The following is a 13,180-nucleotide window of genomic DNA, read 5'->3' as shown; positions in this document are numbered from 1 at the left end:
TATGAATGCAACGCGTTATGCACGTATCTGTGAGATGCTCGCCAGGCGTCAGCCCGATCTGACGGTCTGCATGGAGCAGGTCCATAAACCTCATAACGTTGCTGCTATCGTCCGTACCGCAGACGCCGTCGGTGTGCATGAAGTGCACGCCGTCTGGAAGGGGACGCGAATGCGTCCTATGGCCTCGGCTGCCGCAGGCAGCAACAGCTGGGTACAGGTCAAAGCCCACGACACCATTGGCGAAGCTATTTCGCATCTGAAAGGGCGCGGCATGCAGGTACTGGCGACGCATCTTTCCGACAAAGCCGTCGATTTCCGCGAAATTGATTACACCCGCCCGACCTGCATTCTGATGGGTCAGGAGAAAACGGGGATCACCCGGGAAGCGTTAGATCTGGCGGATCAGGACATCATCATTCCGATGATCGGCATGGTGCAGTCCCTGAACGTTTCCGTGGCCTCGGCGCTCATTCTGTATGAAGCGCAACGTCAGCGACAAAATGCCGGGATGTACGAACGCGAGAACAGCATGCTGCCGGAAGACGAACAGCAGCGCCTGCTGTTTGAAGGCGGTTATCCGGTGCTGGCCAGAGTGGCGAAGCAGAAAAAATTACCTTACCCCCACGTGAATCTGCAGGGCGAAATTGAAGCCGATGCGACGTGGTGGGCCACCATGCAGGCGGCGAAGTAAATCATGCAAGGCCGCCTGCTGGATGCTGTGCCGCTCAATTCCCTGACGGGCGTTGGCGCGGCCCAGAGCAGCAAACTGGCAAAAATTGGCCTGCATACCGTGCAGGATCTCCTCCTGCACCTCCCCCTGCGTTACGAAGACCGCACCCAGCTTTATCAGATTGGCGAACTTCTGCCTGGCATTTACGCCACCGTTGAAGGCGAAGTCCTGAACTGCAACATCACCTTCGGCGGCCGCCGGATGATGACCTGCCAGATCAGCGACGGCTCCGGTATTCTGACGATGCGCTTCTTTAACTTCAGCGCGGCAATGAAAAACAGCCTCGCTACCGGGCGACGGGTGCTGGCCTACGGCGAAGCCAAACGCGGCAAATACGGCGCAGAGATGATCCACCCGGAGTACCGCGTACAGGGCGATCTCAGCACGCCGGAGCTGCAGGAGACGCTGACCCCGGTCTACCCGACGACTGAAGGCGTGAAGCAGGCGACGCTGCGCAAGCTGACCGATCAGGCGCTGGAGCTGCTCGACACCTGCGCCATAGCCGAACTGCTGCCGCCCGAGCTGGCACAGGGGATGATGAGTCTGCCGGACGCGTTGCGCACCCTGCACCGACCACCGCCGACGCTGCAGCTCAGCGATTTAGAGAGCGGCCAACATCCGGCGCAGCGACGCCTTATCCTCGAAGAGCTGCTGGCGCATAACCTGAGCATGCTGGCGTTACGCGCCGGCGCACAGCGTTTTCACGCCCTGCCGCTCCCGGCCCGTAATGATTTAAAAGATAAACTGCTGGCCTCGCTGCCGTTTAAACCCACCGGGGCCCAGGCCCGCGTGACCGCCGAGATCGAGCGCGATATGGCGCTGGACGTGCCGATGATGCGCCTGGTCCAGGGCGATGTGGGCTCGGGTAAAACGCTGGTGGCCGCCCTGGCCGCTCTGCGCGCCATTGCCCACGGCAGACAGGTGGCCCTGATGGCGCCGACCGAACTGCTGGCCGAGCAGCACGCGAACAATTTCCGCAACTGGTTTGCGCCGCTGGGCGTTGAAGTGGGCTGGCTGGCCGGGAAGCAAAAAGGCAAGGCGCGACAGGCGCAGCAGGAGGCGATTGCCAGCGGTCAGGTGCAGATGATTGTCGGCACCCATGCCATCTTCCAGGAGCAGGTGCAGTTTCACGGGCTGGCGCTGGTGATCATTGATGAGCAGCACCGTTTCGGCGTGCATCAACGTCTGGCGCTGTGGGAGAAAGGGCTCCAGCAGGGATACCACCCGCATCAGCTGATCATGACCGCGACGCCAATCCCGCGCACCCTGGCGATGACCGCCTATGCCGATCTCGACACCTCCGTCATCGACGAACTGCCTCCGGGGCGTACGCCGGTAACCACCGTCGCTATCCCGGACACGCGCCGCAGCGACATCATCGAGCGCGTGCGCAACGCCTGTCTGCAGGAAGGCCGTCAGGCTTACTGGGTCTGCACGCTGATTGAGGAGTCCGACCTGCTGGAAGCGCAGGCGGCGGAAGCCACCTGGGAAGAGCTTAAGCTGGCCCTGCCGGAGCTGAACGTCGGGCTGGTGCATGGCCGCATGAAGCCTGCGGAGAAACAGGCGGTAATGCAGGCCTTCAAGCAGGGCGAGCTGCATCTGCTGATCGCCACCACGGTAATTGAAGTGGGGGTAGACGTGCCTAACGCCAGCCTGATGATCATCGAGAACCCGGAGCGTCTGGGTCTGGCCCAGCTGCACCAGCTGCGTGGTCGCGTCGGACGTGGCGCGGTGGCCTCTCACTGCGTGCTGCTCTACAAAGCACCGCTGTCGAAAACGGCACAGAAGCGCCTGCAGGTATTGCGCGACAGCAACGACGGCTTTGTGATTGCGCAACAGGATCTGGAGATCCGCGGGCCGGGTGAGCTACTCGGCACCCGTCAGACCGGGAACGCCGAGTTTAAAGTGGCAGATTTACTGCGCGATCAGGGCATGATCCCTGAAGTTCAGCGTCTGGCACGCCATATTCATGAACGCTACCCCGAACAGGCGGCAGCGTTAATCGACCGCTGGATGCCAGAGACCGGGCGTTACTCGAACGCCTGATCAGCCAAACATCGGCAGCATCAGATAGAGTTTGATGACCAGCGCGTTGACGATATCAATAAAGAACGCCCCCACCATCGGTACCACCAGAAACGCCATATGCGACGGGCCAAAGCGCTCGGTAATGGCCTGCATGTTGGCGATCGCCGTCGGCGTTGCCCCCATACCAAAGCCACAGTGTCCTGCCGCCAGCACTGCCGCATCGTAGTTTTTACCCATCAGTCGCCAGGTGACGAAGACAGCGTAGAGTGCCATAAACAGGGTTTGTACCCCCAGAATCGCCAGCATTGGCAGAGCCAGCGACGCCAGCTCCCACAGCTTGAGGCTCATCAGCGCCATCGCCAGGAACAGCGACAGGCAGACGTTACCCAATACCGATACCGCCCGCTCAAAGACGCGATAAAAGCCCAGCAGTGAGAGACTGTTGCTGAGGATCACCCCGACAAAGAGCACACAAACAAAGACCGGCAGCTCTAGCGCGGAACCCGCCAGCAATTGTGCAATCACTTTACCTACCGTCAGGCAGATGGCGATCAGGGCAATGGTTTCAATCAGCACCAGAGAGGTGATCATGCGCCCGACGTCCGGTTTTTCAAATGCCGACGGCACCATTTCGTCATCCGGCCTGCCGTCCGGCGTGGTGGAGTGTTTCACCAGATAGCGAGCCACCGGCCCGCCAATCAGGCCGCCCAGCACCAGCCCGAAGGTGGCGCAGGCCATAGCTACTTCAGTGGCATTCTGGAAGCCGTAGCGTTCAGTAAACAGCTTGCTCCAGGCCGCGCCGGTACCGTGACCGCCCGACAGGGTGATCGAACCGGCCAGCAGACCCATCAGCGGATCCAGTCCCAGCAGCGACGCCATACCGATACCGATGGCGTTCTGCATTACCAGCAGTCCCACCACCACAATTAAGAACACCCCCAGCACCTTACCGCCAGATCTCAGGCTGGCAAGGTTGGCGTTCAGGCCGATAGTGGCGAAAAAGGCCAGCATCAGCGGGTCTTTTAAGGTCATATCGAAGTTGATTTCCCAACCCATGCTTTTTTTCAGCACCAGCAGCGCAATGGCTGCCAGTAATCCGCCCGCGACGGGCTCCGGGATGGTGTATTTTTTGAGAAAAGGGACGCTGTGAACCAGTTTACGGCCAAGCAGTAAAACGAGTGTTGCCGCAACGAGGGTCGACAACGTATCGAGATGAATCATAGTGGGCTCCTTTAAAGGCACGTGCTCCATCAACATGCGCGTTTTCCTGTAACGATTGCGCGTTATAACCACAATCGGGAGCAGGAGTGTAATGAACTTTGCCGCCCCGGGACAGAAAAAGGCGTATTTTGCAGTAGAATTTCTCTGCGTTTTTTGTTGGCAATCGTTTGCTTTTCTCATCCACTCGGCTAAAATGCCCGCTTTTCCTCCAGGGGTCGCAGCAGATGTCCGTTAACGCCGTTGAACAGCAGGATGCGCAACCGATTGCGCAGACGCAAAACAGTGAACTGATTTACCGTCTTGAAGACCGTCCGCCGCTGGCGCAGACCTTGTTCGCCGCCTGTCAGCATCTGCTGGCCATGTTTGTGGCCGTGATTACTCCCGCTCTGCTGATCTGCCAGGCGCTCGGTTTACCGGCGCAGGACACGCAACACATCATCAGCATGTCGTTGTTCGCTTCGGGCGTGGCGTCCATCATTCAGATTAAAGCCTGGGGCCCGGTAGGCTCCGGTCTGCTGTCGATTCAGGGCACCAGCTTTAACTTTGTCGCCCCGCTGATCATGGGCGGTACGGCGCTGAAAACCGGCGGCGCGGATGTGCCAACGATGATGGCGGCGCTGTTCGGCACCCTGATGCTGGCGAGCTGCACCGAAATGGTCATCTCCCGCGTTCTGCACCTGGCGCGCCGCATCATTACCCCGCTGGTCTCCGGCGTTGTGGTGATGATTATCGGCCTGTCGCTGATTCAGGTGGGCCTGACCTCCATCGGCGGCGGCTATGCGGCGATGAATGATCACACCTTCGGCGCGCCGAAAAACCTGCTGCTGGCGGGTATCGTGCTGGCGATCATTATTCTGCTCAACCGTCAGCGTAACCCGTACCTGCGCGTCGCGTCGCTGGTGATTGCCATGGCCGCAGGCTACCTGGCAGCCTGGGCGATGGGTATGCTGCCGCAGTCCGGCGCACCGACCGACAGCCCGCTGATCATGGTCCCGACGCCGCTTTACTACGGCCTGGGCATTGACTGGAACCTGCTCCTGCCGCTGATGCTGGTATTCATGATCACCTCCCTGGAAACTATCGGCGACATCACCGCAACGTCTGACGTTTCTGAACAACCGGTCTCTGGCCCGCTGTACATGAAGCGTCTGAAGGGCGGCGTACTGGCAAACGGCCTGAACTCCTTTGTATCCGGCGTGTTCAATACCTTCCCGAACTCCTGCTTCGGCCAGAACAACGGCGTGATCCAGCTGACCGGCGTTGCCAGCCGCTACGTGGGCTTTGTCGTGGCGCTGATGCTGATCGTGCTCGGCCTGTTCCCGGCGGTGAGCGGCTTTGTGCAGCACATCCCTGAGCCGGTCCTGGGCGGCGCAACGCTGGTGATGTTCGGCACCATCGCGGCATCGGGCGTGCGTATCGTCTCCCGCGAGCCGCTGAACCGCCGCGCCATCATGATCATCGCCCTGTCGCTGGCGGTGGGTCTGGGTGTGTCTCAGCAGCCGCTGATCCTGCAGTTCGCCCCGGACTGGGTGAAGAACCTGCTCTCTTCCGGCATCGCCGCCGGTGGGATAACCGCTATCGTCCTGAACCTGATTTTCCCGCCAGAAAAGAACTGATCCCCTTTTACGGCAGCAGGCAACTGCTGCCGTGACACGTAATTACACCATTCCCGCCTTGAGCATTGCGCATAAATCGTGCATAACTCCTTTATGTGCGTTTTACGTGATGGAAGACCATGAAATTTATTGGAAAGCTTCTCGTCGGTATTCTGGCCGTTCTGCTTATTGCGATCCTCGCGCTCTATATCCTTGTCCAGACTCGCTGGGGCGCAGCGCAGGTCAGCAGCTGGATCACGGTAAACACCGATTACGAACTCAACTTCGACCTGATGGATCACCGCTTCTCGTCGCCCACGCACCTGGTACTGAAAAATGTCACCTTCGGGCGCGACGGCCAGCCCGCGACGCTGGTCGCAAAAATGGTCGATATTGGCGTGAGCAGCCGCCAGCTCACCGATCCGCTGCACATGGATACCATTACCCTGTTTGACGGCACGCTGAACCTCTCGCCGCAGACCGCCCCTCTTCCCTTCCAGGCCGATCGCCTGCTGCTGAATAACATGGCGTTCAACAGCCCGAATACCGCGTGGGATCTGAGCGCCCAGAAGGTGACCGGCGGCGTGCGTCCCTGGGACCCTGAAGCGGGTAACGTACTGGGCAAAAAAGCGCAGATCCAGATCAGCGCCGGGTCGCTGACGCTGAACGGCGTGCCGGCCAGCAACGTGCTGATTGAAGGCGAGCTGAGTGATAAAGAGGTGGTGCTGACCACCATCGGCGCAGATATGGCCCGGGGCTCGCTCACCGGCACCGCGCGGCGCGACGCCAACGGTGGCTGGAAGGTGGACAACATGCGCCTGAACGATATCCGCCTGCAGAGCGATAAATCCCTGGCCGACTTCTTTGCCCCCATCACCACCCTGCCGTCATTGCAGATTGGTCGCCTGGACGTGACCGACGCCCGCCTGCAGGGGCCGGACTGGGCGGTAACCGATCTCGATTTAAGCCTGCGCAACCTGACGTTGAGCCAGGGCGACTGGCAGAGCGAGGACGGTCGCCTGTCGATGAACGCCAGCGAATTTATCTACGGTTCCCTGCACCTGTTCGACCCGATCCTCAACGCCGAATTCTCCCCGCAGGGGATTGCCCTGCGTCAGTTCACCTCGCGCTGGGAAGGCGGGATGGTGCGCACTTCCGGCAACTGGTTGCGCAGCGGTAAAGCGCTGGTGCTGGATGATGTCGCCGTCGCCGGGCTGGAATACACCCTGCCGGAGAACTGGAAAACGCAGTGGCTGGATACTCTGCCGGAGTGGCTGCAAAGCGTCACGCTGCGCAAGTTTGGCCTGAGCCGTAACCTGGTGATCGACGTCGACACCGTTTTCCCGTGGCAGATCACCGCCCTGGACGGCTACGGCACCAACCTGCAGCTGGCGAAAGATCGCCAGTGGGGCGTATGGGCGGGCACCGCCACGCTGAACGGCGCGGCCGCCACCTTTAACCGCGTGGACGTGCGCCGTCCGTCGCTCTCCTTGTCAGCCAACGCTTCGACAATTTCTATCAATGAACTGAGCGCCTTTACCGAAAAAGGCATTCTTGAGGCAAAAGCGACGGTATCTCAGACCCCGGTACGCCAGACCACCGTCAACCTGACCGGGCGCGGCGTGCCGCTGAACGTGATCCAGCAGTGGGGCTGGCCAGCGTTGCCGATCGCAGGCGATGGCAATATTCAGCTCACCGCCAGCGGCAATGTGCAGAAAGATTCCCCGCTGAAACCGACGGTCAACGGCAGACTTAGCGCAGTAAATATGGATAAACAGCAGGTGACGCAGACGATGACGGGCGGAGCGGTGAGCACGGTTGCAGAACCCTCACCCCTGCCCTCTCCCTAAAAGGGAGAGGGAGAAAACCCGTCCTCACCCGCTTAAAGATGAGCACTCACTATTCCCTCTCCCCTATGGGGAGAGGGTTAGGGTGAGGGGACTCAGAGGTGAATCACCACCTCGCTCCCCTCCGCTTTTACCACCACACCCCACTCGCTGCCGACGTTTGACGCCCCTTTCACCCCGCCGATCTGCTGCACATTGCGCAAACAGACCGACCAGCCCCGCGCTTCGCCGCACCCTTTTAACGTCAGGGTATCGCCGCTGCGCGTTGCGGTCAGGGTAAAGGCCACGGCACCGTTCAACCCAGGGACTTCACTCACCGCCGTAGCGCCATCGGCCAGGTTAAACAGCTGGAAGGCGGTGCCTTCATTCCACGCGTAGTCCGGTTTCCGATCGTTGTTGCCCAGCGCCAGCAGGGTGTTGTCGCGGACGTAGACCGGCAAACTCTGGAAATCATGCTGCTGTTTATGCCAGCGGCTGCCCTGGATTTCGTCGTTATGCCACAGGTGCGTCCAGCGCCCTTCCGGCAGGTAAAACTGCACGTCCCCCGCCTCGCTGAACACCGGTGCAACCAGCACTGAATCCCCCAGCATGTACTGGCGGTCGAGGTAGTCGCAGGCCGGATCGTCCGGGAATTCCAGCATCATCGCCCGCAGCATCGGCGTACCGAACTCACGGGCCAGCGCCGCCTGGCGATAGAGGTACGGCATCATCCGGCATTTCAGCTGGGTGAAGTGGCGCACCACGTCGCAGGACTCGTCGTCATACGCCCACGGCACGCGGTAGGATTTGCTGCCGTGCAGGCGGCTGTGGCTGGAGAACAACCCGAACGCGCACCAGCGTTTATAGACGTGTGCCGGAGCGGTGTTCTCGAACCCGCCGATATCGTGGCTCCAGAACCCGAACCCGGAGAGCCCGATCGACAGCCCGCCGCGCAGGCTTTCGGCCATCGACTCGTAGTTGGCGTAGCAGTCGCCGCCCCAGTGAACCGGGAACTGTTGCGCACCCACCGACGCCGAACGGGCAAACAGCACCGCCTCTTCCTCACCCACCGTCTCTTTCAGCACGTTCCACACCAGTTCGTTGTAGATGTAGGCGTAGTGGTTGTGCATCTTCTGCGGATCGGAGCCGTCGAACCACTGCACGTCCGTCGGGATGCGCTCGCCGAAGTCGGTTTTGAAGCAGTCGACGCCAATATCCACCAGGCCTTTCAGCTTGTCGGCGTACCATTTGCAGGCTTCGGGGTTGGTAAAGTCGTAGATCGCCAGCCCTGGCTGCCATTTATCCCACTGCCACAGTGAGCCGTCCGGGCGTTTCAGCAGATAGCCCTTCTCTTTCAGCTCCTTAAAAACTGGCGATTTCTGCCCGATGTACGGGTTGATCCACACGCAGACCTTCAGCCCTTTCTCCTTCAGGCGGCGGATCATCCCTTCCGGGTCCGGGAAGGTTACCGGGTCCCATTCGAAGTCGCACCACTGGAATGCCTTCATCCAGAAGCAGTCAAAGTGGAAAACGTGCAGGGGCAGGTCGCGCTCGGCCATGCCGTCGATAAAGCTGTTCACCGTCGCTTCATCGTAGTTGGTGGTGAACGAGGTGGTGAGCCACAGGCCGAACGACCACGCAGGCGGCAGCGCCGGACGGCCGGTGAACTGCGTATAGCGGTTCAGGACCTCTTTCGGCGTCGGGCCGTCGATGACGAAATACTCCAGATACTCGCCCTCGACGCTGAACTGCACCTTCGACACCTTCTCGGAGCCGATTTCAAACGAGACGTTTTCTGGATGGTTCACCAGCACGCCGTAGCCGCGGTTGGTGAGATAGAACGGGATATTCTTGTAGGACTGCTCGGTGCTGGTGCCGCCATCGCGGTTCCAGGTCTCGACCGTCTGGCCGTTGCGCACCAGGGCGGTAAAGCGCTCGCCCAGACCGTAGACGGTTTCGCCCACGCCCAGATCCAGACGCTCAAACATGTAGTTGCGATCGGTGTTGCCGTCCTGCACGTAGCCGTTGTTTTTCAGCTGGCTGCCGGTGATGCGCTGCCCGTCCCTGAAGAAATCCAGCGACCAGAACTCGCCTTTGGTGACGCGCACGCTGACGTTGCCGCTTTTCAGCTCAGCCAGTTCCGCATTGTTTTCAATCTGCACGTTAACGTCTTTCAGAACGTTGAGCGGGTAGTGCGGGCCGTTATTGAGCGCGCCCTGGAAGTGCTCGATTCGCACCCCGACAATCCCCTCCTGCGGCGAGAACAAGCGCACCGTGAACATCAGGGTATCCAGCTGCCAGGTGCGCTCACGTACGTCGCGTGGGGCGACATAGACCACCAGATCGTTACCCTGCTGTTCCACATCAAACACCTGAACCGGACAGGTTACGTTCAGGCCCGGTTGAATGAGCCAGTTTCCGTCACTGATTTTCATGCTTTCGTCCTCTTAGTTCTGCAATTCTTTGCTGACCGGCAGGGTATTAAACTCCTGCTCATTTCGACGCGCGCCCTGCGCCAGATCGCTCATGATTTTGACCAGGAATGGCGTTTTCAGGCTGTAGTAGCGTTTGGCGATCACCGCGCTCAGCAGGTAGCACGCGGCCGGTACCAGGGTAAACAGGGCGATGATGATGCTGATAGTCGCGCTGTTCTGGGTTTTGGCTGCGGCATCGTAGCCGCCGCCTGCCAGCATCCAGCCGATTAACGCCCCGCCCAGCGCCAGGCCCAGCTTCAGCACGAACAGCGTGCCCGCAAAGCTGATGCCGGTGAGGCGTTTGCCGTTGGTCCACTCGCCGTAATCGACGGTATCGGACATCATTACCCACTGGATCGGCGTCACCAGTTGGTGCAGCACGCCAATCACGAAGATAAAGCCGAACATGGTGATACTGGCCTGCATCGGCACGAAGAACATCGCCACGCTTGCCACCGCCAGCAGGGCGTTGGTCCACCAGAAGACGCTGACTTTGCACTTCCAGTCGGTGAGCGGTTTCGCCAGCGCGGAGCCAATCAGGTTGCCGACGCAGTAGGTGGTGAGGAAGGCGACGAACAGCTCCGGCGAGCCCATGATCCAGGTGACGTAATACATCATCGCGCCGCCGCGCACGCACACCGCCAGAATGTTGAGGATGGTGAGCAGCCCGACGATGCGCCACTGGTCGTTGTGCCAGATGTCGCGCAGATCTTCACGCATGGAGGTGGTGCTCGGCGGCACCTGGATGCGCTCTTTGGTGGTGAAGAAACAGAACGCCAGCATCAGGAATGCCACCACCGACAGCACCGCGATGCCGCCCTGGAAGCCGAACGCTTTATCCTCGCCGCCAATCATATTCACCAGCGGCATCATCAGCACCGTGGAGAGCATGCCGCCCGCCGTCGCCAGCACAAAGCGCCAGGACTGGAGGGAGATACGCTGCGTCGGGTCGTTGGTGATCACCCCGCCCAGCGCGCAGTAAGGGATGTTGACCACGGTATAGAGCAGGGTCAGCAGGGTGTAGGTGACGGCGGCGTAGATCATTTTGCCGTTCAGGCTGAGGTCGGGCGTGGTGTAGGCCAGCACGCAGACCAGGCCAAACGGGATGGCGCCGAACAATATCCACGGGCGGAACTTACCCCAGCGGCTACGGGTGCGGTCGGCAATCAGCCCCATGCACGGGTCGGATATGGCATCCAGCGCGCGCGCCAGCAGGAACATGGTGCCGACAAACCCGGCGGGGATGCCGAAGATATCGGTGTAAAAGAACATCATGTAGAGCATGACGTTGTCGAAGATGATGTGACTTGCGGCGTCACCCATGCCGTAACCAATTTTCTCTTTGACGGATAAGACTTCGCTTTTCATTATTTTTCCTTCACGCGTAGGGCGCTGAGACCGGTTACATGTTTTGTAAACCATGCCCCGCCCGTCAGGTATTGCGTTTTCTGGTTACGTTTTTACGATTCTTGTTTTTTGTGATCGCGTTAAAAGTGCGTGGAAGGAAAATGTAACCTGAGGATTTTCTTAAGAATTGCCTTAAAAGGGGGGATGCAGGTCAAAAGGGGACTAAAAAATGTGTGCGAAAGGTTGGGGTAAATGATTGAAAGTAGATATAATGCGCCCCGCCTCCATGTAGCAATCGAGGCGCGGAAGATCGTCATCTCCGGTGAGGTGGCTGGACTTCAAATCCAGTTGGGGCCGCCAGCGGTCCTGGGCAGGTTCGACTCCTGTGATCTTCCGCCAAAATTTTCTGATATATCACTCCTAATCATAAATTTTTATTTTTATCATCAAGTAATTATACTCTCAAACTAAAATAGAACATATAAATAACATATTAATTATTTAAATCATATTATTAAGCCCTTTAATCACCATAGTATAATACTCTAAATCATTAACTGTAACTTCCCTACTTACATCATGAACGACAGTATTCCTAACTTGCCTCAACTTCAAATACTGTTCAAAAACATCCTCGCTTATTAGATTCCTATGCCTTAATTGCTCGATAATCGGTGTTAATGGCATAGTTCTAGCGTTAGAAGAAACTCCACTTTTGTAGGCTAAATCCCTTACATTTTTCTCAAAATCTTTCCAAGAAACAATAAAGTCACCATAATATTGATTATTGTTTATAGCAACATTTTCCGCTAATTCTTCTCTTTCACTTTCTGGGACTGTAATTTTATCAAGAGATGATATTGCAGCCTCTAAAATGGGTTTGACTTCATTATTAAGAGTAATTATTAACTCATAATCATTTTTATCGACAATGTTATTGTGTGCAATTTTACACCGTAATTGATAAAGTTTTTCCCATCTACTCTTAAGATATGTTCCTTCACAATCAACATGTTTTTGAAAGAATCTTTGCCAGTTAGACGATGGAATAAACTCTTTGATGCTATCAATCTCGATAGAATTATCCTTATGGTTCTTTATGGTACGAATAAGGTCATCTATATCTTGCGTTCTATATGTATCAAATAAAAAGCTTGAAAGCTGAATAAAATCGGTTTCATATAAATAGTTATTATGCGCAGATGCACTTCTATCTCTTTTTGTTTTACGTAATTCATCAGGGAAAGTTGTTTCAATCCAACCTAACCCTACATTTGTGAGCATAAATTTTGTAATTAACTTCCTCATCAAATTCTCTATCTCATGTATTATGGGGTAGCATTTTAATGAGTAGTTAAAGCTGACATCATCCCAAATAGTTTGCACGTTATTTTTTGACGCAATATGCAGCATGCCTCTAAATACTTTCAAAAACTCAACAAAACATTCTATTTTTTCATCATTATCGTTTTTTAATTTTAGATGAAAAATGTTATGACGTTCAGATGGGGATTTTTCTTCCAGAACTTCAAGATAGAATGTATTATTTTTGTAATTTACCTTTTCTTTTGTCAATATTATTTCGGAATTTGATTGTATGAAATTAATAAATGCTTTTTTTGTTTTGCAGAATGAATCTTTAATTTCTATCGTAACCAAATACTCAACTTTCATATTAACGTCCTTAAATTCTTATATATGTTCATAAAAGAAGATTTTAAGCTTTTGGATTTATTCCTCGGTTACGCAAAGCCTCTCTCGCCAGTTCCTTCAGCCAACTAGCGAGACTCACCCCTTCCTCCGCAGCCACAGCATCCAACTGCTCCTTCAATGCCGGATCAATACGCATTTTAAACTGCGGAGATTGCCCACCGCCTTTTGGTTTTTTTTCACGCGCTATGATTGACATGGGGCCACCTATCCATCTACTCTAAATCAAATTAGGAGGCCACCTAAACC

At 56.5% G+C, this 13,180-nt stretch carries 9 protein-coding genes and 1 tRNA gene; 5 read left to right on the top strand and 5 right to left on the bottom strand.

What is annotated here, in order from left to right:
- Position 1: 1 nt before the first annotated feature.
- Together trmH and recG are read left to right on the top strand one after the other, a co-directional pair.
- Positions 2 to 691 (top strand): tRNA (guanosine(18)-2'-O)-methyltransferase TrmH, encoded by a 690-nt coding sequence (gene trmH, locus FFB58_RS19975; RefSeq protein WP_039030181.1) that lies wholly within the window; start codon positions 2 to 4, stop codon positions 689 to 691.
- Positions 692 to 694: 3 nt separating this feature from the next.
- Positions 695 to 2,776, top strand: a complete 2,082-nt coding sequence (recG, locus tag FFB58_RS19970; RefSeq protein WP_138370810.1) for an ATP-dependent DNA helicase RecG — start codon at positions 695 to 697, stop codon at positions 2,774 to 2,776.
- Here the strand turns inward: recG and gltS are convergent, their stop codons facing one another.
- A complete protein-coding gene (gene gltS / locus FFB58_RS19965; protein WP_039030183.1) occupies positions 2,777 to 3,979 on the bottom strand; it encodes a sodium/glutamate symporter in 1,203 nt (400 codons plus the stop codon).
- Between the two features lie 224 nt (positions 3,980 to 4,203).
- Here gltS and FFB58_RS19960 point away from each other — a divergent pair, with 224 nt between their 5' ends.
- Positions 4,204 to 5,595, top strand: coding sequence for an NCS2 family protein (locus FFB58_RS19960; protein WP_138370809.1), 1,392 nt, complete (start codon positions 4,204 to 4,206; stop codon positions 5,593 to 5,595).
- A 119-nt stretch (positions 5,596 to 5,714) separates the two neighbouring features.
- On the top strand, positions 5,715 to 7,424 hold the full coding sequence (locus tag FFB58_RS19955; protein WP_039030185.1) for an AsmA family protein: 1,710 nt from the start codon (positions 5,715 to 5,717) through the stop codon (positions 7,422 to 7,424).
- A gap of 92 nt (positions 7,425 to 7,516) precedes the next feature.
- Here the strand turns inward: FFB58_RS19955 and yicI are convergent, their stop codons facing one another.
- Entirely contained in the window at positions 7,517 to 9,835 is a 2,319-nt protein-coding gene (yicI, locus tag FFB58_RS19950; protein ID WP_138370808.1) for an alpha-xylosidase, read from the bottom strand.
- A gap of 12 nt (positions 9,836 to 9,847) precedes the next feature.
- Positions 9,848 to 11,242, bottom strand: coding sequence for a glycoside-pentoside-hexuronide family transporter (locus tag FFB58_RS19945; protein WP_039030187.1), 1,395 nt, complete (start codon positions 11,240 to 11,242; stop codon positions 9,848 to 9,850).
- A gap of 283 nt (positions 11,243 to 11,525) precedes the next feature.
- On the opposite strand from FFB58_RS19945, the gene FFB58_RS19940 reads away from it, so the two are divergent.
- A tRNA-Sec gene (locus FFB58_RS19940) sits at positions 11,526 to 11,620 on the top strand.
- Positions 11,621 to 11,722: 102 nt separating this feature from the next.
- Here FFB58_RS19940 and FFB58_RS19935 read toward each other — a convergent pair.
- Positions 11,723 to 12,895, bottom strand: a complete 1,173-nt coding sequence (locus FFB58_RS19935; protein ID WP_138370807.1) for a HEPN domain-containing protein — start codon at positions 12,893 to 12,895, stop codon at positions 11,723 to 11,725.
- A gap of 43 nt (positions 12,896 to 12,938) precedes the next feature.
- Complete coding sequence (locus FFB58_RS19930; RefSeq protein ID WP_138370806.1) at positions 12,939 to 13,130, bottom strand: toxin-antitoxin system HicB family antitoxin; 192 nt, start codon at positions 13,128 to 13,130, stop codon at positions 12,939 to 12,941.
- Positions 13,131 to 13,180 lie beyond the last annotated feature (50 nt).

Origin of the sequence: Enterobacter sp. MF024 (assembly GCF_005843915.1) — a bacterium.
In the GTDB taxonomy this organism is placed as follows: domain Bacteria; phylum Pseudomonadota; class Gammaproteobacteria; order Enterobacterales; family Enterobacteriaceae; genus Enterobacter; species Enterobacter barmai.
Note: the sequence above shows the minus strand (reverse complement) of the source record. Positions and strands in the feature narration are given on the sequence as shown.

Bases quoted from the DNA above. Each gene is read 5' to 3' on its own strand.
- trmH (WP_039030181.1), top strand. From the start codon at position 2: ATGAATGCAACGCGTTATGCACGTATCTGTGAGATGCTCGCCAGGCGT.
- recG (WP_138370810.1), top strand. From the start codon at position 695: ATGCAAGGCCGCCTGCTGGATGCTGTGCCGCTCAATTCCCTGACGGGC.
- gltS (WP_039030183.1), bottom strand. From the start codon at position 3,979: ATGATTCATCTCGATACGTTGTCGACCCTCGTTGCGGCAACACTCGTT.
- FFB58_RS19960 (WP_138370809.1), top strand. From the start codon at position 4,204: ATGTCCGTTAACGCCGTTGAACAGCAGGATGCGCAACCGATTGCGCAG.
- FFB58_RS19955 (WP_039030185.1), top strand. From the start codon at position 5,715: ATGAAATTTATTGGAAAGCTTCTCGTCGGTATTCTGGCCGTTCTGCTT.
- yicI (WP_138370808.1), bottom strand. From the start codon at position 9,835: ATGAAAATCAGTGACGGAAACTGGCTCATTCAACCGGGCCTGAACGTA.
- FFB58_RS19945 (WP_039030187.1), bottom strand. From the start codon at position 11,242: ATGAAAAGCGAAGTCTTATCCGTCAAAGAGAAAATTGGTTACGGCATG.
- FFB58_RS19935 (WP_138370807.1), bottom strand. From the start codon at position 12,895: ATGAAAGTTGAGTATTTGGTTACGATAGAAATTAAAGATTCATTCTGC.
- FFB58_RS19930 (WP_138370806.1), bottom strand. From the start codon at position 13,130: ATGTCAATCATAGCGCGTGAAAAAAAACCAAAAGGCGGTGGGCAATCT.